The organism is Coprococcus sp. AM97-35 (assembly GCF_027697525.1).
GTDB classification, from domain to species: domain Bacteria; phylum Bacillota; class Clostridia; order Lachnospirales; family Lachnospiraceae; genus Allocoprococcus; species Allocoprococcus comes.
Genome location: NZ_JAQESL010000018.1, coordinates 1 through 24,118 on the forward strand (window position 1 = coordinate 1; position 24,118 = coordinate 24,118).

Below are 24,118 nucleotides of genomic sequence, written 5' to 3' on the forward strand. Positions count from 1 at the left end.
TATGAAAAGCAATTAAGAAAGAATAAAATTTTAAGATAATTAAAAGGCACCCTCCGATCATATTCCGTGATCAGACAATGCCTGTATAATTCTTATTCATTCATGTAATGATATCTCACACAATGCCATTCCTTTAAACGAATGCATTGCTGAGAATTTTAAGCAGTTCAAGTACGCTTACAAACTGTTGTGTAGAGTTACCTTCAATCCAGTGGACGATGCCCTGCCAGGATGAATTCTGGCGGTATCTGACATTGAGAAAGAAAGTCCCTTTTTGTCCACGATTCTCGATGAAATCTTCCGGTGACTGTACTTTATCAAGCCGGTCAACACCTGAAAACTGGGTTGAAGTGAAAGAACGTGCGCTGGTGGATGCCTGTGGAAATTCGAGTCTGTCGAAGAAATCATCAGCTAATTCGATCAGCTGAAGGATATTGGTGAATTTCCAGGGTTCTTTGCTGTAGCAGTGATAAATCCGACCGGACAGCTCTCCATCATTAATATTATCAATACACATGTTAATAAAGTTTGGTGCATACCAACTGATTTGATAGCTTTGTTCCATAAATTATCTCCATTTCTGCCCTGCTGCGAAGATAACATGATTGCAGCTTACCAGGTTTTATTCTCAGTATTGAACTGAATCGGTGAATCTTGCCGGTCTACTTCGGCTACAGAGGACACGAAGTAGTCCAGGTACTGCTTCCAGCTTTTATGCTCTCTGGAGAAGTATCTCTGGATTCTGTCGAAAATCATGCTGCAGTTCTCTTTGTTCGTACCAACGAGAAGTATCAGAAACTGTGATGGGCTGTATTTGGTAAAGGAGTCTCCTTTACGCAGACACTGCTGGATCGTATTCTGAAGCTCACCTGAAAGAACTTCAAGCTTGTCCGGCTTGTCCATCGGCATTCCTTTTCCGTTGGTGATGCTACATAACATTAAGTATACGGACTGTCCGTTCCTCTCAATGATTCGGGAAACGAGACGGTAACTGTCACGGAAACTTGGCAGGCTGCAGTAAAAAGCACCGCCGCGTATATCGTCCTCTTTCAGACGTTCCTTGATGTCGCCGAGTTCCTGTGGTTTGTAGTTAAGGCGACTGCTCATCTGCTCGAACTGCTGCATCATATGTTCAGAAGGGCGGATTCCAAGCTCTTCGAAAAATAATTTGGCAGTGCTCTCATATTCCTGCACAGCATCCTTATAGCGGTTCAATGCCATATAGCAGTCGATGCGGACGGATTGCCATTCATCAAACGGATATAACTGGCATGCCGGCTCACAGAAACGAAGTGTCTCTTCATAATCTCCGCGTTCGATCAGAAGCTTACAGAGCTCCTGAAGGGATTCGGAATAAATATTCTTATATTGGACGCTTTCAACAAGAACCCATTCATCTCCCGAAAGCTCCGGAAGAAATTCCCCACGGTACATCAGACAGATCTTCTTAAGAAGTGCCAGCTTTTTTACCTTATCGGTACACGTCTGCACGTCTTTTGACAGAACCTTAAACTGATGTGCATCAACTTCGGTCGGCATCGGAGCATCCCATCGATAAATACCTTTTTTGATGTTGATATAATCATGACTCGGAAGTCCGGCATCTACGATGATCTTTTTAAGACGGTGTGCGGTTACCCGAAGGTTGTTGGCAGCATCGGCAAGTTCTTCTCTTCCGTATAATTCATCAAGAAGCTTATCTCTGGAGATACCGGTATCGCCATGGTAGAGTAATATCTGCAACAATTTCATTGCTTTTGTCGTTGTGTTGCGTCCGAATGATACGGGAATCTCTCCGTAGCTTGCTGAGAATCCTCCGAATAAACGAACCTTTAAGACAGGTAAATGATCACTCATAAATTAACCCCCAATTTTACTATTGTGATGGTTTATAACTGATTTCTATTGTAATGGTCTTTGATTTTTTTGTCAAATAAATTAAAGCATATTAGACCAAATAACTTCTTTTAATGTTTTGATTATGCTATAATTTTTCTAGTTGAGTTTTTGGGACTGTTTCACTGTGGAAAAGAAAGGAGGAATTCTGTGCGGCAGAACGATTTATATGAACAAAAAAGACGCTGGCAGAGGATTTTTCTTTTCTTTTTTCTGCTATTTCTGACAGGTGTACTGATACCTGGCGGATGTGCATCGGGGGGAAAAAAAAGCCAGTCCGGGGAAAAGGGGGATCCGAGAGATCCATCGGCGCAGGTGCTTCAGACGGAGGCTTCCGGTGAAGTGACATATGGAAATGACCTGGTTGTACTGGATGCATCCCATACGGCAGATGGCTATGTGATGATCTGTTATAATGGAAGTAATGAAAAAGTCAAGCTCCAGGTGACATCCCCGGATGGCACAGAGTATACCTATCCGGTTACGGTTGTTGGTGATTATGCGGTTTATCCGCTTCCGGGCGGGAATGGTTCTTATAAGGTAACACTTCTGGAGAGTGTGTCTGTAGAGGACAATCTGTATGCGGTAAGCTTTACCCAGGATCTGGACGTACAGATCACAGATGAATTTGCCCCGTTTCTGCATCCGAATTATTATGTGAATTTCACGGCAGATTCCAAGTGTGTAAAAAAGGGTGAGAGTCTTGCAGGAAAGGACTGCTATTCTGATCTGGATGTGGTAACGCAGATTTATAATTTTGTAATTAAAAATATTTCCTATGATAAAAAGAAAGCGGAGAATGTTCCGTATGGGTACACACCGGATCCGGATGAGACACTGGATACCGGGAAAGGAATCTGTTTTGATTATGCGGCGTTGATGTCGGCAATGCTCCGGTCGCAGCGGATTCCGACGAAGCTGGAGGTTGGCTATTCCGGTGATGTGTATCATGCATGGATCAGCTGTTATGTTGATGAGATCGGCTGGGTGGATAACATCATTGAATTTGACGGAAAGAACTGGTCGATCATGGATCCGACACTTGCTGCAAACAACAGTGCTTCGGATGTGAAGAAGTATGTGGGAAATGGAAAGAATTATGTCACAAAGTATACCTATTAGATAAAAGGAAGCCGGATAAGAAGAATGTGGCAGGAATGTGAAAAGGAGGATGACATATATGGAAAAGCGGACACAGCAGGGGAAGCTTACGAATCTGGAAATTGCTTCGTTCTGCAGTGAAATGGCAATGATCCTGAAGTCTGGGATTTCTTCCCTGGAGGGAGTTGATCTTCTCCGGGAGGATGCGCAGACGAAGGCAGAAAAAAAGCTGCTGGATGAGATTTATCAGTCAGTGATGGATACGGGCAGGCTGGATCAGGCGCTGGAAGAGACGAAAGTATTTCCGGAGTATCTGATCCGTATGACGCAGATCGGAGAAGAGACAGGAACTCTAGATGAAGTAATGGAATCTCTGGCAGAGCATTATGACCGAGAGGAAGCGATCAGGAGAAGTGTCCGGAGTGCCATCTCCTATCCCCTTCTGATGATCGGGATGATGCTGGTGATCATTATCATTTTGATGACAAAGGTTATGCCGGTATTTGATCAGGTGTTCCGCCAGTTTGGTCAGGAAATGACCGGATTTTCAAGAGGGATCCTGCTTGCAGGCAATGCTCTTTCCAAATATTCGGCGGTGTTTGCGGTACTTTTGGCGGTGATCGTCTGTGCGGGTATTTATTTTACAAAGACAGAGAGCGGCAGAAAGAAACTGTATCACATCGGATCCGGGTTTGCATTTTCAAGGGAGCTGAAGGATAAGCTGTCGGCATGCCGGTTTGCAGGTGGAATGTCACTGGCATTGAAAAGTGGACTGACTCCGGAACAGGGAATGGAATTTTCGGAGAACCTGATCGAGGATGATGATTTCCGGAAGAAAGTAGCAGAATGCAAAGCGGATATGGAAAATGGAACGGATATCGCAGAGGCGCTGGTGAAAGCCGGAATCTTCACAGGTGTTTATGCGCGGATGACATCCATTGCCGGGAAAGCCGGAATGATGGATGAGATGATGGGAAGGATTGCCGATGAGTGTGAGGAGGAAGTGGATGAAAAGCTTTCTTCGATGATCGCAGTTCTGGAACCGACTCTGGTGATCATCCTGTCGGTGATCGTCGGAACGATCCTTCTGTCGGTTATGCTTCCGCTTCTTGGAATTATGTCAGGACTTTAGGAGGCATATGCTATGTGGAGAAAAGAACGGGAACGGTTTTATCACGGAAAACGGCAGCGTCCACTTCGGAATTTCTGTCTGTCCCTTCTGTTGTTTGTATGTATCTGCAGTGCTTTTTTCAGTGGATTTGAAAGGCTTTCGGACACGACAAGACGCAGGCAGAAGGAAAGTCTGGAAAATGCACTCTGGCGTGGTGTGACGCAGTACTATGCGCTGGAAGGACACTATCCGGAGACGCTTGATGATCTGACGGAAAACTGTGGGATCCAGTATGACAAGAAGCAGTTTTTTATTGATTATCAGATTGCCGGTGCCAATATTCTTCCGGACATTACGGTGATCGAACGATAGGAGGAAATGGACATGAAGCGTAGAAATGAAAAAAAGCATGTGATTGATTTTCTTTTTCCTCTTGCAGTCTTTTTCGTGCTGGCGGCATCATCGGTCGCCATTGTGGTTCTTGCATCGGGATTTTACAGCCGGCAGGTGAAGGCCTCGTCGGATTCCTATTCGGGACGGACGGCACTTGCCTATGTGACGGAGAAAATGCACCAGAATGATGAAAATGGTGCGATAGCAGAGGGAACTTTCGATGGGGAAAATGCTCTCGTGATCCGGCAGCGTTATGATGAGAAGGATTATGTGACATATCTGTATGCGTATGATGGATACTTAAGAGAGCTTTTTATCCGGGATGGAACGGAAGCAAAAGCATCCGATGGACGGAAGATCCTGGCAACAAAGGACTTCGAGGCTAAGGAAACTTCAGATGGGATTTTTCATCTGTATTGTGAAAATGAAGACGGGAAAAAGATAGATACATTTGTCAGTGTGAAGAGCGCTGCAAGATAGGAGAAGATTTATGGAACGGACACCGGCAAAGCGTTCCAGCCTGTTTTTGCTGGAACTGATGATTGCAATTTTATTTTTCTGCCTTGCTTCTGCGGTGTGTGTGCAGATTTTTGTGAAGGCGCACACGATCAGCCGCGAGACACAGGAACTGAATACGGCGCTTGAGAAGGTTTCCGGGTATACAGAGCTTTTTCTTGCAGATGCGCTGATGGAGGACACGGAGGTCTTCTATGACGCAGACTGGCAGGAATGCAGTAAGGATGAGGCTTCGTATGAGATCGTGATCCGGGTGGAGCCGGATGGGAAGCTTTTGCATGGAACATTTACGGTGCAGCGCCTGTCCGGAGAACAGCCGGAAGAAATCTATTCGGTGGAAACAGACCGGATGACAGGCACGGAAAGGGAGTGACAGGATGAAGAGAAAGAAAAGGGGATCATACCCGGGGATTCAGATCGGAACGTCGTACCTGCTTGTGATCTTTGTAATCCTGTGTCTGGTGACATTTGCCACACTCTCACTGTCAAGTGCAAAAAGGGATCAGAGTTATAGTCAGCAGCTTGCCGGCCGGGAAACGGCGTATTGTGAGGCAAATGCAAAAGCGGCGCAGATCATGGCGCAGATCGATGATGCATTTGCAAAAGAGGATCCTGTATTTGCGATTCGGCAGATTGAGGGCGTGACAGCTGAAGAAGACGGAGCGAATCTGGATATTTCCTATGTGGTTCCGGTCACGGACAGTCAGAATCTGGAAGTCGAGATCCTGGCAGATCCGGTAAAGGGAACGCAGAAGGTTGTAAAATGGAAAGAGTCAGCATCTGAGAAATGGGAAGAAAAGTCAACACTTCCGGTCCTTGGAAGTGACTGACGCGAAAGGAGTTTGAGCTATGGATATCATTGTACTGCTTCAGCAGGCAGTTTTAAATCATGCATCGGATATATTTGTTGTAGCAGGTCTTCCGGTTTCTTATCGGGCAAATGGAAGAATCTGCAGGGAGAAGGAAGAAAAGCTGATGCCGCCGCAGACGAAAGAATGCGTTGAGGAATTATATAAGCTGGCAGGAGGACGGGACATCCGGGTTCTTGAAGAAAAAGGAGATGATGATTTTTCTTTTGCTGTTCCGGGACTTTCGAGATTCCGTGTCAGTGCGTACAAACAGAGGGGTGCGCTCTCAGCCGTTATCCGTGTGATCACATTTAAACTGCCGGAGCCGAATGAGATCGGGATTCCGGACCCGGTGATGAGCTTTTATAACCTGTCAAAAGGTCTGGTGCTTGTGACGGGCCCGGCGGGAAGTGGAAAATCTACTACGCTTGCCTGTCTGGTGGATAAGATCAATCATTCAATGGAAAAGCATATCATTACGCTGGAAGATCCGATCGAGTATCTGCACCGGCATGATAAAAGTATTGTAAGCCAGAGAGAGATCAATGTGGATACGGAAAGCTATGTCAATGCGCTACGTGCTTCGCTCCGGCAGAGCCCGGATGTGATCCTGCTTGGTGAAATGCGTGATTATGAGACGATCGATGTGGCAATGACAGCAGCGGAAACCGGGCATCTGGTATTTTCTACCCTGCATACGATCGGAGCAGCAAATACGGTTGACCGTATCATTGATGTATTTCCGGCAAACCAGCAGAGGCAGATTGCAGTTCAGCTGTCCATGGTATTGCAGGCTGTAATTTCACAGCAGCTTGTGCCGACAGTGGATGGAAAACAGGTCCCGGTATTTGAGATCATGACGATCACTCCGGCGATCCGCAATATGATCCGCGACAATAAGGTTCCGCAGATTGATGGAGTCGTGTATTCGTCTAATAAAGAAGAAATGCATTCGATGGATTTTGGCCTTCTGAATCTGTATAAAGATGGGAGAATCACGGCGGAGACGGCTCTCTCCTATGCATCAAATCCGGAAATGCTGAAGAAAAAGCTATAGAAAAACATAACAGGAAGGGGCTGCGGTGAAGCAGTCTCTTCCTGTTTATCGTCAGTGTTTTAAGATTTAGCCAAGGGCTGTAATTGCTTCGATCACGATATCATACTGTTTTTTGACATCGGCGATCAAACCGTCAAGGTTGTCGTATTCCTGGCTGCGGAGCTTTTCAGTCAGAGCACTGCTGACATTGTAAAGTGCAGTAAATCCAAGGTTTACGGCAACACCTTTTAAGGTATGCATTGCACGAAATGCGGTTTCGTAGTCCTTTTTAGCCCAGGATTCTTCAAATAAAGCCATATTGTTGTCCTGCGGAAATTTGAGGACAAATTTGCGTACCATATTTTCATTCATAAACCGGTGAAGAATATCATTATAATCGCCACCAATTTTTACATAACATTCTTGAAGTGTCATTGTCTACAGTCCTTTCTGAACTTTTTTATCTTTGTGAAATCCGTATATTTTTGCCCCCAACATTTTAACATGACGTGTTACGCTTTACAAGATATTTCGTATTATGCATTGTCATGGTAATGAAAAAGGCTTATTTATTCGAAGAAATTGCATCATTTAACTGATCGTACCATTCTTTAGTCTGTGCTTCGTTGCTGCTGTTCAGAAAAATGGTGGTATCTGTTGTCTTTATCTGAAGAACCGGAGGATGTTCAATCCAGATATACATCTGGCAATGTCCGGTTTTGCTGCCACGGAAATTACCGAGAAGTTTGCTGTTATCTTCGGATCCATCAGACCGGTAGAATTTTTCATCCGGCAGATTATCCAGAAGAGTTACTGATTCCACATCGGCAAGAGCAAAGGTTGCTGTTTTATAGCCGGATGTAATAGAATACTGGGCAGCATTTTCCGTCAGGCGGATCGGTGTAAAATCGATCCGGATACAGAGGATACACATCCAGAGGAGAAGAAGCCCGGTGCCGACGAGCATTCCTCCGGTGACATATTTTGCAGAAGGGTGTCCGTAGTTTAGAGAATAATTCATGCTGTTCACACGGTCCTGTACAAAATACCGTTTGTCATTTGGATTGTTGTACCAGCCTTTCCGCCAGTAATAGTCATCATCAATATAAAATGGTGTGCTGTCCTGGGAGAGGATCCGCTCTTTTTCCTTACGCAGCCAGAAAAACATGATCAATATGATGGCAGCCGGTATCAGTTCGAGGAAAATGTAGATGCCCATTCCAACTCCGCCAATCCAGTTGCTGGATGCAATATCCCGGATGATCCCGAGATAGGCGCCGGTATTGCAAATGTTGGAGACAAAAAGGAATATGGTGTATAAACGCTTTTCCAGTGCATTGATCTGCAGGTTGATCTGTGAATTTTCACTGTAAATTTTGTTTGGCATATGGGCGAATAAATAGCCGGTACCCATGTAAGCTGCCGCGACAAGAATTGTGCAGAGAAGCATGACTCTTCCATCACTTTCAGTCAGCAGATAAGTACGGACCTGCGGGAAAAACAGAGGGATCAGAATCACTGCAGCCGGGATCAGATGCAGCTTTGCAGGCAGTATCTTTTTCGCAATTTGTGAGGAAGTGCGGGTATCCACTGCAGCGGACACATCTGCATTTGCTGAGCTGATCCATCCATTTTTCTGCTTAATGTCGTATACTTTCTGGTGATAATGATAGACACGGAGGATGGTAAGAAGGCAGAATTCTACGAACCACAGTGTCCATACGGTAATAAAAATAGAAAAGTAAGTAAAGCAAAGCAGGCATACCGCAATTCCTGCAAGCATGTTCCACAAATAAAACTGGCGGTTGTGCTTTTTATAAAGCTGGAGAAGCTCTTTTACGTCGGGATGTTCAAGTTCAGATTTAGGAATATGGACTCCCATCAGCATTCCTTCCTGGTATTTTGCAATATTTCCATAGACTCCGGCAAAGATGCCGACCATGGAAATGTCTGTAATTAAAAATATAATCAGCATCATCATTTCGCTGTTACCTCCATTTCGTTAAATGCTCTCTGGCAGAGTTCCAGGAAGTCGGTCAAAGTCATGCCGTGGAACTTTGCTTCTGCGCTTAAAAGTTCCAGTTCATCTGCCAGCTTTTCGTCAAAGCGGTTATCTGGTGGAGCAGAGGAAGTGGGATAACAGATGGTTGTTCCCTTACGGCGGTCTGTCTCGAGGAAGCCTTCTGTTTTCAAAAGCTGGTAAGCTTTGCTGACGGTCATGGTGTTGATACCGAGATCGGTTGCCATCTGGCGGACGGTCGGAAGCGATTCTCCCGGCTCAAACTCCCCTCGCCCGATTCCTTTGACAATCTCGTTGCGCAGCTGAAGGTAGATCGGGACTTCGGACTGCATGTTGATCTTGATGATCATATATCGGCATCTCCTTTCTGTGAGATTTGATTGTATTATACCACATAATACAAATAATACAATAGGAGGATAAAAAAACAGGAAAATGATGTACACGCTTTCAAGGTGCAAATAAATCTTAGAATTTGCTCCTATGAAAGCGCGTATGTCAGTTTCCTGATTTTTTATGTGGTTTGTGTTTTGATTAAGTTAAACAAATAGCGGGCAAATATTCGCCTGACTAAAATTGTAAAAGTTTAAAAACATTTTTTACAGCCTGGTAATTTTGCAAGCTGAGTGAGTTAAAAGGATTGGCTGTTTGTATGGGAATTAATAAAATTCTGCATATAAGTCCGAATTTTTTCCATCTGTTCTTTTGTAACCGGATTGCTGTATGAAATCCGGTCGATAATGCGGTTTAAATAGTCATTTTCCGCTATAATATCAAAGCTTTCTTTGAAGTTAATGTCAAAGAAATAGACGATATAAGATACCCAGTAATCCATCTGTGTGACGCGGTCTGCGGAAAGGATACATTTATTTTCAAACACTGTTTCGTATACCTTTTGGGTTATATTCTGTGTACCGAGTTCTTCTTCAGAAACGTTAATAAAGGTACTTGTGGAGTCTACGAGCTTTACCCGGCAGTTGTCCAGCTTGTCCTCATCACGGATCAGCTTTGCGTGTAAAAGTGTCTGCGGATCTGAAATCTCAGGGAGTTCATAATCGCTGTGATGGGCGATTGCAGTGTAAATGATGGAGTCCCATTTGTCATCCGGAAGAAAGCGGCGGATCATGCCTTCATCAAAAAGTACCTTTACACCGTAAGCAGCGTGATCCATTGTGCCAGGCTCAAAGCTGTCGTAGCGCTTTAACTGCTCAAAACGCCCGATGTCGTGAAGGAGTGCAATCAGCCTTGCAAGGTCGGTGTCTTCGGCTGAAAGATGCATCCTTCCGGCAAGCGCTTCTGCCTGTTTTACAACGCCGTAGGTGTGGATGATTTTTAATTTTATGCGGTCATTTTCGCGGTCGTATCCGTTAAGGTAAGATTCAAATTCTTGTTGTGCGAGTTGGTAGTACATGAAGTTAAACCTCCTGGAAATATATGGTTAGTGATTAAAAGATTTATGAATATGATAACACAAATTTTATTATTTTTTAATTGCTTCTGCCAAGAGAAACCAGTATTATTTGAAATAAGGCGAATGTAGAAAATTAAATCATATATAGATATGAGTGTATTTATTGTAGATAAAATTTTATATCTACACGAAACATGAGTTATGACGAATTTACTTATTAACCTTTTTCGATTATAATGGAGGCAGAAATGAGAAAACAAAAGAAAAAGATTCGTCATAACAAACAAACTCATAACCGGCAATATAAAGACCGATTATGGAGAATGATCTTTAATAACAAAGAAGATCTGTTGCAGCTTTATAATGCAAGCAATCACACAGACTATCAGAATCCTGATGATCTGAAAGTAAACACATTAGAAGATGTCCTTTATCTATCTATGAAAAATGATGTATCCTTTCTGGTGGGTGGTACAATGAATCTGTATGAACATCAAAGTACCTTTAATCCCAATATGCCACTACGTGGCGTGTTCTATTTCGGAAGGCTATATCAGGGATATGTAGCAAAGAATGATCTGGATATATACGGAGAAAAAAGACTACGGCTCCCGATACCGAAGTACATTGTTTTTTATAATGGAACAAAGGATGAACCAGATTCAATGGAATTAAAGCTGTCTGATTGTTTTGAAGCGACAGATGATGAAAAATCGTGTCTGGAATGTACAGCGATTATGCTGAATATCAATTATGGTCATAATCAGGAGCTGATGCATCAGTGCAGACGGCTGGAGGAGTATGCAATATTTGTGCGATGTGTCAGGGAATATATGCAGTTGGAAGATACAATGGAAGATGCGGTTTCTAAAGCAATGGATGCCTGTATCAGGCAGAATGTGTTGACGGATTTTTTGAAGAAACATCGAGCGGAGGTGTTGGAAATGATTTTGACAACATATAATAAAAAATTGCATGAGAAGACGTTGAGAAGAGAAGGGCGTGATGAAGGGATACAAAATATCAATCGACTGAACGGATATCTGTTAGCAGATAAAAGATACAGTGATTTAGAACGCTCAACGAAAGATACCGAGTATCAGGAAAAACTCCTGAAAGAATATGGAATAGAGTAAAATAAGAATCCCGTGTCAGATGTCAGGAGAAAGTGTAAGTTACTTTCTCCTGACATCTGACACGGGAATTTTCTTTTTTATAATTGCGGATTTCTTCTGCAATCTGTGTATAGTCTCGCTCAAAAAGCTTCTGGCTGATCTGCTCATTTAATATCATCTCCGGCAATTTTTCTACAAGCTTCTTCTGGACAAAAGCCTTACTCTTCTGCTTATATTCTGGCAGATGATATTTTTGCTGGATTGAATACAATTCTGGTCGCCAGAGGATTCGGATTTTTCTGGTGAGGTCAACGTGAGGATTTGCCAGCATTTCCCGGACAACATTTTTCAATTGTGTTGATATCATTTGAAGTTGCAGAATATTTTTTTGCCAGATTTATAATTTCTTCTAAAATACTATTGATTGTCATAAAAATACCCCTCTATTCAGATATCCTAATAAATTCATAAGCGATCCGCGGAGTCCCGTCACTGACGTAAATAATCCCACATTCTTCAAATCCATTCTGCTTAAAGCAAGCCTGCATTGGTTGATTATCCTTGTGGGTATCTACACGCAGATGTGAGATCTGTGTCTTGCAAAAATCAAAGCAAGCCCGTGCAATCCCTTTGGTTGTTCCGTCAGATGCAAGGCGGTGAACGGTTCCGTATGGAGTCTCGGAACGCCAGCTTCCATTTTCAATGAGTTGATAGTTCGGCTCGTCTCCGATGATGAGTGTAAAAGTGGCAACGACCTTATCATTTTCTACGCAGACATAACTGTTACCATTCTGGATATCCGGTTCGAGATCTTCGAGAGCCGGATAATTTGCATTCCATTGTGTCGGGTTTCCGGTTGCGTGCATGAACTGGCGTGCGGTGTCAAAAATATTTAAAATCGTGTCTACATCTTCTGGAAGTGTTTTTCTGATTAACATGGTGTTTCGTTACCTTTATCTGTTTTTTGCTGTATATGAAGTATAACATTTGAAATAAAAAAAGAAAAGGTGGAGAAGAAGGGTTTTCTGGAAGCGGTAAGGATTTTGCTTTCAGAAAAAAATATGCTGTTTGAGTCGTTGCGTGAAAAACTGGAAAGCTATCCGGAACTGAACAGTATGCTCTATTCGCTTTTATTTACGGGAAAAGCAATTGTGTAACAGTCAGAATTAAAAATTGTGTAACAATCAGAATTAAAAAATGCCAGGCAGGATACAGCATGCAAAGGAGGAAAAGGGATTGCTGTACCCCGTCTGGCGTTTTCGTATACGGGAAGCTTGGGGAGATTTCCCATATACGATTTACTGAATTTTATCGAATGTAATGTGGGCACTTGGGGAATGCACCACAATCTTATAATCATTTGGATAATATCTTGTAGAGAATACGAATTCTCCGTCATTTACAAATACTTCAACGGAAGAAGTATCTGCAAGGATTTTTACATTTTCCAGAGTGCCGACGTTGGCGTAGCGAAGGCTTCTGCCTGCGGATGCGGAAGTTTTACTTTTGTTTGTGAAATGCATCTGGAACCGTCCATTCTCATATTCAAGGATCAGTTCATCTGAAAGGACAGCCTGGAAATGATTCTCCTTAATTCCATTTACATTTACTTCATATACCGGGCAGCCGCTCTGGGTAAGTTCATTCTGAACATCCTGAAGCTGTTGTTTTTTTGCATCCAGTTCGCGAACCGGTTTCTGGCAGACTTTGTCATCTTTTATGAAGACTTCTCTTGGAAATGTAAAGCAGTGCTGCCATCCGTCTTTGATGGTCGGATTGGTATATTCTTCGCAATCCGGCATTCCCATCCAGCTGATATGGATGCGTCTTCCATCTTCTGCTTCGAAGCTCTGCGGAGCGTAATAGTCAAAACCATAATCCCACAGATGATATGGGGATAATTTGTAGGAATCTAAAATGTCGCCGTCCACAAGGAAGTAACCGGACTGGTATACATTTCGGTCAGCCCACTCTTTGCCTTCCAGGCCCTGGACGGAGGAGGAAAGGATTTTGATGCCGTCCGTTTCAAAATAATCCGGGCATTCCCACATATAACCGAAAGGCTTTTCGGATTCTATACGGCTGCGAAAGTGCCAGTTTATTTTATCGGAGGATTCAAAAATCAGTGCCTGACCGACATCATTTTTAGTACGTGCGCCCTGGATCATGTAGTAGATATCGTCCTTTTTCCAGACCTTCGGATCGCGCACATGGCAGGTCAGGTCAGAAGGATAATCGCTGTTGCGGAGCAGCTCTTTTTTGCTACCAAAATGGATTCCGTCTTTGGTTGTGACGAGTACGGTATTTGCCTCACGGCCGGTGTTGATATAATCAAAATCTCCATCTTCCAGCTTGACATTTCCGGTGTAGTAAAGATACATTGTACCGTCTTCGAGGAAGGCAGATCCGGAATATACACCGTGGCAGTCAAATGGCTGATCCGGGTAGAGGGATACACCTTTGTATTCCCAGTCGATCAGATTGGTGCTGGTGTAATGACCCCACATTTTCACACCGCCTTCGGCGTTAAATGGGGAGTACTGGAAAAATGCGTGGAACACACCATCCATCTGACAAAGTCCGTTCGGATCGTTGAGCCAGCCAACCGGAGGCATCAGGTGCAGTTTCTCGCGGAACTGTGTGCCGGATGTCTGTTCTTTTGCTGTCTGGTTCTCTTCTGCTGTATTTACTAAGTTTACAAAATCTCTGGTTAATGCGTTCATATTGATTCACTCCTGGAAATAGTTCCGCAGGCAACGGTCCGGAAAACGTATTGATACGGATATCCGACACCCGCTGCGGGAGACAAATTTGATTATTTGTCATGAGTTATTTTATTTCGTAAGTTTCATAACAGATGATTTACCGGTTACAGTGCCGGGTGCGGCACATTCTACAGAATCATACAGATCTGTATTGGTAAGGATCATCATGGTTGTTGCCGGATGTCCGGCTTCTTTTATTGCATTTAAATCTGCTTCGATCAGCACGTCTCCGGCGTGTACTTTTGCACCGTCAGATATTTTCTTTGTAAATCCATTTCCATCCATTTTTACAGTGTCGATTCCGACATGGATCAGAAGCTCTGCGCCGCCGTCAGTCAGGATGCATACTGCGTGACCGGTATCAAAAATGCTTACGATTTCGCCATCACAAGGTGCGGTGATGATGCCGTCAGCAGGTTCGATCGCTACGGTTTTTCCAAGGACTTCTGCTGCAAATGTATCGTCTGCGATCTGATCATTTGGAATGATTTTTCCATTTACCGGAGCATTTAACACTTCTTCGGAAGAAGTGGTTTTTGTATTGCCTGAAGCTGTTTTGGTTTCGGAAGCAGCAGATTCTTCGCTGTCTGTTTCCTCTACGGAAGCTGCAACAGTAACAGGAGCTTCTGCGACTGGCTCTTTCTTCTTGTCTTTGTAAAGTGCGAAGGATACTGCAAATGCAACACCGACTGCGATTGCCATCTCAATGACGTACTGAAGTGGCTGGTTCAGGCAGAGCAGGATTCCGAAGATACCGGTTACACCTGTTCCTTTTGCACCGAGGTGAACAAGGGAAGCATAAAGGGCTCCGCATCCTCCACCGATGCATCCGGCGATAAATGGTTTAAAGAATCTTAAGTTTACACCAAAGATTGCAGGTTCTGTAATTCCCATAAATGCACTGAGTGATGATGGAAGTGCAAGGGATTTGATCTTCTGGTCTTTTGATTTTACAGCAACGGCAAGTGCTGCTGCACCCTGTGCCACGTTTGCTGCACTTGCGAGTGGCAGCCAGTAGGTTACACTGTATTTTGCAAGCTGTCCGATATCGATGGCTGTGTACATCTGATGGATACCGGTAACAACGGTCGGTGCATATAAACTACCCATGATCAGACTTCCAAGTCCGAGTGGAAGTGTCAGCATCCACTGGATTGCTCCGAGGATTGCATTTTCAGCCCATACGAAGATTGGTCCGACGATGGAAAGTGTAAGGTATCCGGTTACGAATACGCTGACAAGCGGTGTGACAAAAAGGTCTAAAACTTCCGGTACGATCTTGTGAAGCTTCTTTTCAAGTACGGATAAGATCCATACAGCGATGACAACCGGAATAACGTGTCCCTGATAGCCGACCATGTCAATGTGATACAGTCCGAAGAACACGCTCTGTGTCTGCTGAACACCTTCCGTTGCAACTGTGTAGGCGTTCTGCAGGGACGGATGGATCATGATCATACCGATAACTGCGCCAAGGTAAGGATTTGCGCCAAATGCTTTTGCAGCGGAGAATGCAATCAGGATCTGCAGGAATGTGTAAGCAATGTTACTGAAAAGGGTTGCAAATACATAGATCGAGCTGGTTGTGCTGATGTGTAAGAACCCGTTACTGTTCATGAAATCCAGTGCGTTCATGATTCCCATAAGGAAACCGCTGGCTACGATTGCCGGGATGATCGGTACGAAAATGTCTCCCAGAAGCTTGATGGCTTTCATAAACCAGTTCTGCTTTTCGGCAGCAGCTTCTTTTGCTTCTGCTTTCGTGCTGGCTGTGATGCCTGCGATTGCAATAAATTCACCAAATACTTTGTTGACGGTTCCTGTTCCGAGAATGATCTGGAGCTGTCCGGATGCTTCAAATACCCCCTTTACCCCGTCTACATTCTCAAGTGCTGTCTTATCCGCTTTCGTGTTGTCTGCAATGACAAGGCGAAGTCTGGTAGCACAATGGGCAGCAGATACGATGTTCTTACTTCCACCCACATGATTCAGAATTTCCTTTGCGGTTTTTCTGTAATCCATATTCTCTCCTCCTTTAGATACAATGTGTAATCGATTTCATATCTTATGCTTAAATAATATGAAAAAAAATGCCATTTGTAAATATGGCATTTTTACTGATAATTCATATTGTTTTTTGTGAAAAGTGTTGAAAGAAACTTTCGTTTCCTTAAGAAACTTCGGAAAATCAGGAAAATCAGGTAAGATTTTCGGAGTCTGAAGGGTCTGCTCCAACAAGACGGAAGCCGAGCTTCATCTCGATCGGGATCTGTTCTCCCCTTTCAATACTGTCAAGAAGTAGCTCTGCGCCGCGGATTCCACTGGTTTTGTAGCCGAAATGGATGGTTGGGATTCCTCCGGTGACGGCTTTTAACATCTGGTTATCTCCGAATCCGGTTACTCGGATGGACGTATTTTCAAGGATATAGCGCATTCTTGCACCTGCATCGGCTGCATTTGTCGGAATCTGCTTTTTTAAGTAGGTCTGAATGGCTTCGATTGCTCCCGCTGCTATGGTATCGGTTGCACATGATATGACATCGATATCACATTTGCTTTCCAAAAGATCCAGAGCAGACTCATATCCGGATTCCAGCGTGAAGGCTGAGGTTCGCTTATTTTCCTCGAAAAGCGTGACACCTGCATTTTTGAGTCCTGCGATAAATCCGTCCTCTCTTGCGGCACCTGCCGCTTTGTCATCACGAGTAACGCCGATGTAAGCAACTCCTTTTTTACTGAATCCGGCAACGGCCTGTCCCATTGCCTTTCCTGCACCGTAATCGTCGTGGTAAATGCAGTTTGCGTGTGAGGTGCGCTGCCCGATCACGACAACAGGAACCTTTGTCTCTTTTAAAAATTTCCGGTGACCGGCGGTGAACATCGTACCGACAAGAATAATTCCGTCCACCGGATAATTTTCAAATAACCGGAGGTATTCTACTTCCTTTGCAGGGGTGTTGTCGGTTCCGGCAAGAAGCATCTGATAGCCTCTTTCGGCGAGAACACTTTCAATTCCGGCAGTGATCCGGCTGATGGATTCAGAATTGATCTTCGGGACGACCACGCCCACCAGGCTTGCCTTTTTGGTACGAAGCATACGCGCCTGTGCGGATGGCTGGTATCCGGTTTCTTCGATGACTTTACGGATCTGTTCTTTTTTCCCTTCACTGACGTAGCCGCCGTTTAGATATCTGGATACAGCTGCGCTGGAGACACCGGCGAGCTGTGCGATTTCTTTGATGGTCATAATCTGGTAAATGAAACTCCTTTGTATTTGATACTCTTATTATAGTGGAAAGCAAAATAACAGACAAGACCGGAGAAAGGAGAAAATCCAATCTTGGTCTTGCCTGTATTGTTTTGGTTATAACTTTTTAAAATGATGTGAGTGTCAAAAGTAAATTTTGCCGTTCACATCATTATTATAATCTGCGATACAGATTTTTATAGCGTTTTTTGTCCTCTTTCGTTAAGATAACAGCCAGAAGCATGAATGCGACTCCTGTCAGAAGAACGATGACCCAGGTAAAGATCGGCGTATGATTTTTGTAAATAAATCCGATCAAAAGCTGGTACAGACTCATAAATCCGATACGGATGATCTCCATCAGCCCGTGGATTCTTCCGCGGTGGCTGGATGGGATACGCCTGGTCATATACGGGCTTTCCGCCAGCATGTAAGAAATCTCACCCCATGTCAGTACGACCATTGCTGCATAATAGAACGGGATGTGTCCGGAAAAGAGGATGAACATCACATAGCCGACCAGTGTCAGTAAAAATCCGTAGATTGTCTTTTTTGGTTCGGAGGATCGCTTCAGGATCTGGGTGATAAGTGGTGTGAAGAGAACAACGATAAAGCAGTTGATGCTTGTAACTGTTCCGAATATCACCGCACCGGTATCCCCGTGCAGACGGATCAGATCCATAGGAAAGAGATAATTATACATCTGGTAAAGTGCTGTGTACCCGCTGGTGATCAGAATGAACAGCAGAACAAGCCGGTTTTCTTTAAGAATCGTCAGCAGGCTTTCCCCGTGGCGTTCGGCCTGATAAATGGCGTTGCTATCATTTTCTTCTTTTTCCGGTGTGATATTCTGTACAAAGAAATAGATCAGCACAGAAGAAGTGCCGATGGAAATTCCACTGAGCAAAAATGCAAGCCATAAGTAATTGCGAAACATAAATCCGGCTACAGCAGAAGCCATCACGCCGCCGAGATTTGCTGTCAGATACTGGAGGGAATACCCTCTCTCTCTGTCCTTGCTGAGGGTGATATCCGCAGTAAGCGAATTGTAGGACGGATTTTCCATGTTCTGGCAGGTCGATGCGATAAACATCAGCACAATGGATTTTGTCGTCAGCGGGATCAGTCCGCAGATGATATAAGAAATGACGGAAATCATATCCAGGTAAACGATATTCATTTTCTTATTAAAACGATCGGCCATCTTTCCACCGATCAGATTTGCCGGGATCGTCAGGATCCCCATCAGTGCCGTGATCCAGGCAACCTGCACGGCATTCATCCCAAGCTTCTGGCTTAAGATCATCGTCAGCATCGGACGGACCATTGCCCCCATGGCCGTCACAAAGCGTCCGAAGCATAAGACATAGTTTTCTTTTCTAAGACCTTTGTATTGTGAAATTAGATTCATGATACGTTTTCCCCTTTGCATATTCCCCAGTTTCAAACTACTAATAATATACAATGCGGGCACTTTTTTGTCTATCTTATTCCGTTGGGTTTCAGCAAAAAATGGTGGTTGATTGAAGCCGGAAAATGATGTATGTTAGTACTTAGGAAATAGCAGTTGTAGGGGATTACGACTGAGCGAAAAAGGAGAATATGATGAAATCAGAAGAAGTTACGAGAATACTGGAAAATGCCATCCGTATAGGAAAAGGTGTGATCCGGTATGGAAGTGTCGCATCGTATATTCCGGAGCTTGCCAAGGCAGATAAGAATAAACTGGGGATCTGCCTTTACACAATAGACGGCAATCAATTTGAGACCGGAAATACAGAGGACAGATTTACGATACAGTCCATTTCCAAAGTAATGGCACTGTGTCTGGCGCTGGAAACGTTTGGAGCAGAGTTTGTGTTTGATCATGTGGGCGTGGAGCCGTCGGGAGAGGCTTTTAACTCACTGGTAGAACTGGATAACCGGAGCAACCGGCCCTTTAATCCGATGATCAATTCCGGAGCAATTACGGTTGCAAGTCTGCTGGTGAACCATTATTCCATCGAAGATATGCAGAAGTATATGCAGGAAGTATGCGAAGATCCGGAGATCGCGATAGACGAAGCCGTATTTCAGTCTGAGATGGCGACCTGCGCAAGAAATAAGGCGATTGCCTATCTTTTAAAAAGTAAGGACATCATTGATACCGATGTAGAAGAAAGTGTTACCTTTTATACAAAGATGTGTTCCATGTCGGTAAATGCAAGAGATTTGGCAAGGTTCGGTCTTCTGCTTGCAAATGACGGAGTGCAGCTTTCCACCGGAAAACGTCTGATCTCATCTCAAACTGTGCGGATGGTGCAGACCATTATGCTTACTTGCGGAATGTATGACGGATCGGGGGAATTTGCATTAAGAACAGGAATTCCGACTAAGAGTGGAGTAGGCGGAGGTCTCCTTAGCGTGTCGAAAAAGAAAATGGGAATCGGGATCTACGGACCGTCTCTTGACAAAAAAGGAAACTGTATCGCAGGCTGCGAATTGCTGGGATATATTTCAGAAGCACTGCATCTTCATATCTTTGATACCAGAGAGTGGAAGGTAGAAGAATAAAAAAAGACGATACTGCAGAACTCCCTTAGCATGTGGTTTTGCAGTGTCGCTTTTCTTTTATCCGCTTATTTTTCAGAGGATGGAAGACAATTTCCATCTTTAACAATGGTTGATTCTTTTCCTGCGATCATGGTTACCATGTATCCATTTTTCCCAAAATTGAGTGCAACGACTTTCCCTTTTTTCGTATGGAAAATCTGAATAAGGATATCTTTTGAAGTCGGTTTGTCTTTAAAATAGTTGCTTGGTCTGCTGTTCCCGGTAGGAATCGCACCATTGCCGAATGTATAGCGTGGTTTTGCATTTTTATCTGCACTTTCCAGATAAATAAGTACTTGTCTTGCAACTCGCCGGCTGGATGTATTGACCTCGGTCTGATCTTTGGGATTCCTTTGAAGAGCATTTAATGCACCGTTTGATATTCTTCCGAGCTTTGTCATCTTTTCGCCGCCGATTGTGGAGGTAAACTTGCAAGATTCTTCAAAGCTTTCCGGGTACATAGCATAACATTCGGACAAAGCAGCCTGAGTAGCAGTCCAGACTTCTTTTGCCTCAGTTAAAACAGCCTGCTTTTTTGCTTTTTCAATATATCCTGTCAAAGACGGAATTAGCAGTGTTGCCAGTATTGCAAGAATAGATAGTACAACAATGAGTTCTACAAGTGTAAAGCCGTGTTTTTTATGAATTGTTTTTATGAAAATCACTCCCATTAAAAGTATATTGAAAATATGTACAGATACAATTATTTATAATGATATAATACATTCTGATTGAAGAATGGTCAAGACAAATATGGTAATCAGAATACAAGAAATAAGGTAATATATAGATATGAATCAAGTCATGGAAAGAGAGGTATGAAAGCAATGGTTGATTTGAAAATGCTGGAGGAAAAGACTCCGATTTTGAAGGAAATCTGTAGCGAAAAAGAGGTGTTCTGGAAAAATCCGGACAAAACAGCTTGTGGGGAAGCAATGGAACAGATCGAACTTGGTATGGAAGATGTAGAAGATGCGGAGCGCAGACTGGAGCGTTTTGCACCGTTCATTATGAAATGTTTCCCGGAAACAAAAGAGAGAAACGGAATCATCGAATCTGTTCTGACACCGGTTCCGAAGATGAAGGATTTGCTGAATGAGAAATACGGCAGCAATCTGGAAGGAAACTTATTATTAAAGCAGGACAGCCATCTGGCGATCGCCGGTTCGATCAAGGCACGCGGCGGTATTTATGAGATTTTGAAGCACACAGAAGAACTTGCATTAGAGCATGGGATTTTGAGTCTGGAAGACAATTATGAGAAACTGGCGAGTGAAGAATGCAGAGAGTTTTTCAAAAAGTATACCATTCAGGTTGGTTCCACCGGAAATCTTGGACTGAGTATCGGAATCATGAGTGCAGCAGTTGGCTATCAGGTGATCGTACACATGTCAGCAGATGCGAAACAGTGGAAAAAAGACTTGCTCAGAAGCCACGGGGTAACAGTAAAGGAATATGAGTCAGATTACAGTGAAGCGGTGAAAAACGGACGTGCTTTATCTGATGCAGATCCGAACAGCTACTTTGTGGATGATGAAAATTCAAAAACACTCTTTCTTGGTTATGCAGTAGCGGCAAAACGTCTGCAAAAGCAGTTGGAAGAAAAGAATGTTACAGTAGACGAAGAACATCCGCTCTTTGTATATATTCCCTGCGGAGTAGGCGGAGCACCGGGTGGTGTATGCTTTGGACTTAAGCTGCTGTTCGGAGATTATGTACACTGCTTTTTCATAGAACCGACACAGGCACCGTGTATGCTAGTCGGAATGGCAACCGGACTGAACCAGGAGATTTCCGTACAGGATATTGGGCTTACCGGACTTACCCATGCAGATGGGCTTGCCGTGGGACGTCCTTCTGGATTTGTAGGCAGAGTAATGAAGAATCTGCTTGGCGGCGAATTTACTATCCGCGATGGAAAATTATATGATTACATGAGAGACCTTCTCGGAACAGAGAACATTTTCCTTGAGCCAAGTGCTTGTGCTTCTTTTGAAGGACCAATACAGATTGAAAGGAATGAATCTGCACGCAAATATTTACAGGAGAATCATCTTGAAGAGAAAATGAAAAATGCGACACACATTGCATGGGCAACAGGCGGAAGTCTCGTGCCGGAAGCAATTCGTGAAGAATACAAAAACACGTATCTGGAGAAATAAAAAGATGCGGTCTTCCTCTGAAGTGGCAGAAGAAGACCGCGTTTCTTTATTCATTTCCCATATTATTCGAGAAGATATCAGCCACTTCGCTGATGATAATGTAAGCTGTCGAATCGAGGCTGTGCACGTCAACTCTTGAAAATGCCGTATACGAGAACCGTGACGTATTCTGTTTTATGACACTGCCTGGAACTGGCTGTTATACAGATGACTGTAGAAGCCGCCTTCTTTCAGCAGTTCTTCATGGGTTCCCTGCTCAATGATCTTACCGTCTTTCATGACGAGGATCAGGGAAGCGTTGCGGATCGTAGACAGACGGTGTGCAACGACAAAGCTTGTACGACCTTTCATCAGGTTATCAAATGCTTCTTGTACCTGCAGTTCGGTACGGGTATCGATACTTGAAGTCGCTTCGTCCAGGATCAGCATTGGCGGCAGACAGAGCATAACTCTTGTGATACACAGGAGCTGTTTCTGTCCCTGACTGATGCTGTCCTCATGCAGGACGGTATCAAGTCCCTGCGGAAGTCTGCGGATGAAATCCCAGCTTTTTGCTTCTTTTGCTGCCCGGATGATTTCTTCATCCGTGGCATCCGGTTTTCCGAAGCTGATATTTTCACGGACAGTACCGGATTTGATCCAGGTATCCTGAAGCACCATACCGAAGCTCTTTCTGAGTGAATGTCGGGAAATCTCATCGATCGGTTTACCGTCGATACAGATTTTTCCGGAATCCACGTCATAGAAGCGCATCAGGAGGTTGATAAATGTTGTTTTTCCGCATCCGGTAGGACCTACGATTGCAATACGCATACCAGGTTCAACCTGAAGGTTAAAGTCTTCAATCAGAGATTTACTCTTGTCATAGCTGAAATCTACGTGGTCGATATCCACATTTCCATCCACCTTTTCAAGTACTTCAGAAGAATCGTTTACTTCTTCTGGTTCTTCTAAGAGGTCAAAGATACGTGTTGCACATGCAAGGGCGTTCTGCATTTCCGTGATTACGGATGTAATGTCGTTGAATGGCTTCATGTACTGGTTCGCGTAAGAAAGCAGTACGGAAAGACCGCCGACAGTCAGGGCTCCAAGCGGGATCAGGAATGCACCTGCAAGCGCTACGGCAGCGTAAATAATGTTGTTTACGAAACGGGTGGACGGATTGGTAAGGCTGCTGTAAAATACGGCTTTCTGGCTGTATTCTTTGAGTTCTTTATTGATCTCATCAAAACGCTTTGAAGCCTTGTCCTCATATCCGAATGCCTTGACAACCTTCTGATTTCCGATCATTTCTTCGATCAGAGCAGTCTGTTTTCCACGGGTTTCACTCTGCTTTTTAAACATGGTAAAAGAGCGTGAGGAAATAAATTTTGCCACCAGGAAGCTGAGTGGTGTCAGAAGGATGACCATCAAAGTGATCCACACGTTCTTGGAAAACATGAAAATCAAGGTTACAACAACGGTCACAACGCCGGAAAATAACTGGGTAAATCCGAGCAGTAATCCGTCAGAAAGGATATCGGTATCGGCAATGATACGGCTCACAATATCGCCGGTACTGTGCTGATCCAGATAAGAAAGCGGAAGCTTCTGGATGTGGCGGATTGCCTGGGATCGGATATCCTGTACAATATGATAGGTCATGCGGTTATTGACGAGGTTCATGATCCAGATTGCGGCTGCAGCGATCACTACGAACAGAAGAATCTGCTTCAGATAGAGCCACATCTGGGTAAAGTTTACATTGTGCGCTGCTACGATCTCATCGATCGCATTACCGAAGAGAACCGGCACATAAAGCTGAAGAACCACTGATATTCCGGCAAGGATGATGCTGAGGATCAGGAGGATCCAGTATTTTCCGATATATTTAAAAAGCTTTTTCATTACACTGTCTTTTTTCAT

General features: G+C 44.0%; 25 protein-coding genes. 11 read left to right on the plus strand and 14 right to left on the minus strand.

Translation table 11 applies throughout. From position 1 onward, the window contains the following. Nucleotides 1-133 precede the first annotated feature (133 nt). Together PG840_RS11830 and PG840_RS11835 are read right to left on the minus strand one after the other, a co-directional pair. A complete protein-coding gene (locus PG840_RS11830; protein ID WP_270205789.1) occupies nucleotides 134-565 on the minus strand; it encodes a hypothetical protein in 432 nt (143 codons plus the stop codon). A 47-nt stretch (nucleotides 566-612) separates the two neighbouring features. Then, on the minus strand, nucleotides 613-1,857 hold the full coding sequence (locus PG840_RS11835) for a BTAD domain-containing putative transcriptional regulator (RefSeq protein ID WP_270613667.1): 1,245 nt from the start codon (nucleotides 1,855-1,857) through the stop codon (nucleotides 613-615). Between the two features lie 189 nt (nucleotides 1,858-2,046). Between PG840_RS11835 and PG840_RS11840 the strand changes: the two genes are divergently transcribed. From PG840_RS11840 to PG840_RS11870, 7 genes are read left to right on the plus strand one after another with little or no spacing between them, the layout of a single operon-like run. Next, nucleotides 2,047-3,018: a transglutaminase-like domain-containing protein gene (locus tag PG840_RS11840; RefSeq protein WP_270205787.1), complete on the plus strand. Its 972-nt coding sequence runs from the start codon at nucleotides 2,047-2,049 to the stop codon at nucleotides 3,016-3,018. Nucleotides 3,019-3,076: 58 nt separating this feature from the next. After that, entirely contained in the window at nucleotides 3,077-4,129 is a 1,053-nt protein-coding gene (locus PG840_RS11845) for a type II secretion system F family protein (RefSeq protein WP_270205786.1), read from the plus strand. A 12-nt stretch (nucleotides 4,130-4,141) separates the two neighbouring features. Continuing rightward, a complete protein-coding gene (locus PG840_RS11850) occupies nucleotides 4,142-4,480 on the plus strand; it encodes a hypothetical protein (RefSeq protein ID WP_055248727.1) in 339 nt (112 codons plus the stop codon). Between the two features lie 12 nt (nucleotides 4,481-4,492). Beyond that, nucleotides 4,493-4,981 (plus strand): DUF4860 domain-containing protein, encoded by a 489-nt coding sequence (locus tag PG840_RS11855; protein WP_270205785.1) that lies wholly within the window; start codon nucleotides 4,493-4,495, stop codon nucleotides 4,979-4,981. A 10-nt stretch (nucleotides 4,982-4,991) separates the two neighbouring features. Continuing rightward, the gene (locus PG840_RS11860; protein WP_270205784.1) at nucleotides 4,992-5,390 is read left to right on the plus strand and encodes a hypothetical protein; all 399 of its coding nucleotides are present in this window, start codon (nucleotides 4,992-4,994) and stop codon (nucleotides 5,388-5,390) included. A 4-nt stretch (nucleotides 5,391-5,394) separates the two neighbouring features. Beyond that, the gene (locus tag PG840_RS11865) at nucleotides 5,395-5,847 is read left to right on the plus strand and encodes a hypothetical protein (RefSeq protein ID WP_008371201.1); all 453 of its coding nucleotides are present in this window, start codon (nucleotides 5,395-5,397) and stop codon (nucleotides 5,845-5,847) included. A 19-nt stretch (nucleotides 5,848-5,866) separates the two neighbouring features. Beyond that, nucleotides 5,867-6,922 carry a type IV pilus twitching motility protein PilT gene (locus PG840_RS11870; RefSeq protein WP_270205783.1) on the plus strand — a complete coding sequence of 352 codons (1,056 nt, stop codon included), beginning with the start codon at nucleotides 5,867-5,869 and terminating at the stop codon, nucleotides 6,920-6,922. 66 nt (nucleotides 6,923-6,988) lie between these two features. On the opposite strand, the gene PG840_RS11875 is transcribed toward PG840_RS11870, so the two are convergent. The 4 genes from PG840_RS11875 to PG840_RS11890 all read right to left on the minus strand — a co-directional run bounded on the left by PG840_RS11875 (nucleotide 6,989) and on the right by PG840_RS11890 (nucleotide 10,332). Next, nucleotides 6,989-7,336, minus strand: a complete 348-nt coding sequence (locus tag PG840_RS11875; protein WP_270613668.1) for an Hpt domain-containing protein — start codon at nucleotides 7,334-7,336, stop codon at nucleotides 6,989-6,991. A 130-nt stretch (nucleotides 7,337-7,466) separates the two neighbouring features. After that, complete coding sequence (locus tag PG840_RS11880) at nucleotides 7,467-8,882, minus strand: hypothetical protein (protein ID WP_270613669.1); 1,416 nt, start codon at nucleotides 8,880-8,882, stop codon at nucleotides 7,467-7,469. Beyond that, nucleotides 8,879-9,271 carry a GntR family transcriptional regulator gene (locus PG840_RS11885; protein WP_270613670.1) on the minus strand — a complete coding sequence of 131 codons (393 nt, stop codon included), beginning with the start codon at nucleotides 9,269-9,271 and terminating at the stop codon, nucleotides 8,879-8,881. The genes PG840_RS11880 and PG840_RS11885 overlap by 4 nt, the downstream gene beginning before the upstream one ends. Before the next feature lie 281 nt (nucleotides 9,272-9,552). Next, a complete protein-coding gene (locus PG840_RS11890; RefSeq protein WP_270613671.1) occupies nucleotides 9,553-10,332 on the minus strand; it encodes an HD domain-containing protein in 780 nt (259 codons plus the stop codon). A 248-nt stretch (nucleotides 10,333-10,580) separates the two neighbouring features. On the opposite strand from PG840_RS11890, the gene PG840_RS11895 reads away from it, so the two are divergent. Continuing rightward, nucleotides 10,581-11,468, plus strand: coding sequence for an Rpn family recombination-promoting nuclease/putative transposase (locus PG840_RS11895; RefSeq protein ID WP_270613672.1), 888 nt, complete (start codon nucleotides 10,581-10,583; stop codon nucleotides 11,466-11,468). Nucleotides 11,469-11,490: 22 nt separating this feature from the next. On the opposite strand, the gene PG840_RS11900 is transcribed toward PG840_RS11895, so the two are convergent. Both PG840_RS11900 and PG840_RS11905 read right to left on the minus strand, forming a co-directional pair. Further along, a complete protein-coding gene (locus tag PG840_RS11900; protein WP_270205780.1) occupies nucleotides 11,491-11,799 on the minus strand; it encodes a hypothetical protein in 309 nt (102 codons plus the stop codon). Nucleotides 11,800-11,890: 91 nt separating this feature from the next. Continuing rightward, a complete protein-coding gene (locus PG840_RS11905; RefSeq protein ID WP_055155958.1) occupies nucleotides 11,891-12,385 on the minus strand; it encodes a GNAT family N-acetyltransferase in 495 nt (164 codons plus the stop codon). Between the two features lie 69 nt (nucleotides 12,386-12,454). Between PG840_RS11905 and PG840_RS11910 the strand changes: the two genes are divergently transcribed. Further along, complete coding sequence (locus PG840_RS11910; RefSeq protein WP_008371218.1) at nucleotides 12,455-12,604, plus strand: hypothetical protein; 150 nt, start codon at nucleotides 12,455-12,457, stop codon at nucleotides 12,602-12,604. Between the two features lie 141 nt (nucleotides 12,605-12,745). Here the strand turns inward: PG840_RS11910 and PG840_RS11915 are convergent, their stop codons facing one another. From PG840_RS11915 to PG840_RS11930, 4 genes are all read right to left on the minus strand, one after another. Further along, nucleotides 12,746-14,170: a glycoside hydrolase family 32 protein gene (locus tag PG840_RS11915; protein ID WP_270613673.1), complete on the minus strand. Its 1,425-nt coding sequence runs from the start codon at nucleotides 14,168-14,170 to the stop codon at nucleotides 12,746-12,748. Between the two features lie 111 nt (nucleotides 14,171-14,281). After that, on the minus strand, nucleotides 14,282-16,234 hold the full coding sequence (locus PG840_RS11920; RefSeq protein ID WP_270613674.1) for a PTS beta-glucoside transporter subunit IIBCA: 1,953 nt from the start codon (nucleotides 16,232-16,234) through the stop codon (nucleotides 14,282-14,284). A gap of 175 nt (nucleotides 16,235-16,409) precedes the next feature. Continuing rightward, nucleotides 16,410-17,459, minus strand: a complete 1,050-nt coding sequence (locus PG840_RS11925; protein WP_055297474.1) for a LacI family DNA-binding transcriptional regulator — start codon at nucleotides 17,457-17,459, stop codon at nucleotides 16,410-16,412. Nucleotides 17,460-17,634: 175 nt separating this feature from the next. Then, nucleotides 17,635-18,870, minus strand: coding sequence for an MFS transporter (locus PG840_RS11930; protein WP_270613675.1), 1,236 nt, complete (start codon nucleotides 18,868-18,870; stop codon nucleotides 17,635-17,637). Nucleotides 18,871-19,061: 191 nt separating this feature from the next. Between PG840_RS11930 and glsA the strand changes: the two genes are divergently transcribed. Beyond that, a complete protein-coding gene (glsA, locus tag PG840_RS11935; protein ID WP_008371229.1) occupies nucleotides 19,062-20,012 on the plus strand; it encodes a glutaminase A in 951 nt (316 codons plus the stop codon). 65 nt (nucleotides 20,013-20,077) lie between these two features. Here the strand turns inward: glsA and PG840_RS11940 are convergent, their stop codons facing one another. Then, on the minus strand, nucleotides 20,078-20,716 hold the full coding sequence (locus tag PG840_RS11940) for a type II secretion system protein (protein WP_270613676.1): 639 nt from the start codon (nucleotides 20,714-20,716) through the stop codon (nucleotides 20,078-20,080). Nucleotides 20,717-20,869: 153 nt separating this feature from the next. On the opposite strand from PG840_RS11940, the gene PG840_RS11945 reads away from it, so the two are divergent. Then, nucleotides 20,870-22,213 (plus strand): D-serine ammonia-lyase, encoded by a 1,344-nt coding sequence (locus PG840_RS11945; RefSeq protein WP_270613677.1) that lies wholly within the window; start codon nucleotides 20,870-20,872, stop codon nucleotides 22,211-22,213. Between the two features lie 174 nt (nucleotides 22,214-22,387). Here the strand turns inward: PG840_RS11945 and PG840_RS11950 are convergent, their stop codons facing one another. After that, nucleotides 22,388-24,118: an ABC transporter ATP-binding protein gene (locus PG840_RS11950; RefSeq protein ID WP_243273172.1), complete on the minus strand. Its 1,731-nt coding sequence runs from the start codon at nucleotides 24,116-24,118 to the stop codon at nucleotides 22,388-22,390.

Excerpts from the sequence above, each read along its gene's own strand:
- PG840_RS11830 (WP_270205789.1), bottom strand. The coding sequence starts at position 565 with ATGGAACAAAGCTATCAAATCAGTTGGTATGCACCAAACTTTATTAAC.
- PG840_RS11835 (WP_270613667.1), bottom strand. The coding sequence starts at position 1,857 with ATGAGTGATCATTTACCTGTCTTAAAGGTTCGTTTATTCGGAGGATTC.
- PG840_RS11845 (WP_270205786.1), top strand. The coding sequence starts at position 3,077 with ATGGAAAAGCGGACACAGCAGGGGAAGCTTACGAATCTGGAAATTGCT.
- PG840_RS11850 (WP_055248727.1), top strand. The coding sequence starts at position 4,142 with ATGTGGAGAAAAGAACGGGAACGGTTTTATCACGGAAAACGGCAGCGT.
- PG840_RS11855 (WP_270205785.1), top strand. The coding sequence starts at position 4,493 with ATGAAGCGTAGAAATGAAAAAAAGCATGTGATTGATTTTCTTTTTCCT.
- PG840_RS11860 (WP_270205784.1), top strand. The coding sequence starts at position 4,992 with ATGGAACGGACACCGGCAAAGCGTTCCAGCCTGTTTTTGCTGGAACTG.
- PG840_RS11865 (WP_008371201.1), top strand. The coding sequence starts at position 5,395 with ATGAAGAGAAAGAAAAGGGGATCATACCCGGGGATTCAGATCGGAACG.
- PG840_RS11870 (WP_270205783.1), top strand. The coding sequence starts at position 5,867 with ATGGATATCATTGTACTGCTTCAGCAGGCAGTTTTAAATCATGCATCG.
- PG840_RS11875 (WP_270613668.1), bottom strand. The coding sequence starts at position 7,336 with ATGACACTTCAAGAATGTTATGTAAAAATTGGTGGCGATTATAATGAT.
- PG840_RS11880 (WP_270613669.1), bottom strand. The coding sequence starts at position 8,882 with ATGATGATGCTGATTATATTTTTAATTACAGACATTTCCATGGTCGGC.
- PG840_RS11885 (WP_270613670.1), bottom strand. The coding sequence starts at position 9,271 with ATGATCATCAAGATCAACATGCAGTCCGAAGTCCCGATCTACCTTCAG.
- PG840_RS11890 (WP_270613671.1), bottom strand. The coding sequence starts at position 10,332 with ATGTACTACCAACTCGCACAACAAGAATTTGAATCTTACCTTAACGGA.
- PG840_RS11895 (WP_270613672.1), top strand. The coding sequence starts at position 10,581 with ATGAGAAAACAAAAGAAAAAGATTCGTCATAACAAACAAACTCATAAC.
- PG840_RS11905 (WP_055155958.1), bottom strand. The coding sequence starts at position 12,385 with ATGTTAATCAGAAAAACACTTCCAGAAGATGTAGACACGATTTTAAAT.
- PG840_RS11915 (WP_270613673.1), bottom strand. The coding sequence starts at position 14,170 with ATGAACGCATTAACCAGAGATTTTGTAAACTTAGTAAATACAGCAGAA.
- PG840_RS11920 (WP_270613674.1), bottom strand. The coding sequence starts at position 16,234 with ATGGATTACAGAAAAACCGCAAAGGAAATTCTGAATCATGTGGGTGGA.
- PG840_RS11925 (WP_055297474.1), bottom strand. The coding sequence starts at position 17,459 with ATGACCATCAAAGAAATCGCACAGCTCGCCGGTGTCTCCAGCGCAGCT.
- PG840_RS11930 (WP_270613675.1), bottom strand. The coding sequence starts at position 18,870 with ATGAATCTAATTTCACAATACAAAGGTCTTAGAAAAGAAAACTATGTC.
- glsA (WP_008371229.1), top strand. The coding sequence starts at position 19,062 with ATGATGAAATCAGAAGAAGTTACGAGAATACTGGAAAATGCCATCCGT.
- PG840_RS11945 (WP_270613677.1), top strand. The coding sequence starts at position 20,870 with ATGAAAGCAATGGTTGATTTGAAAATGCTGGAGGAAAAGACTCCGATT.
- PG840_RS11950 (WP_243273172.1), bottom strand. The coding sequence starts at position 24,118 with ATGAAAAAAGACAGTGTAATGAAAAAGCTTTTTAAATATATCGGAAAA.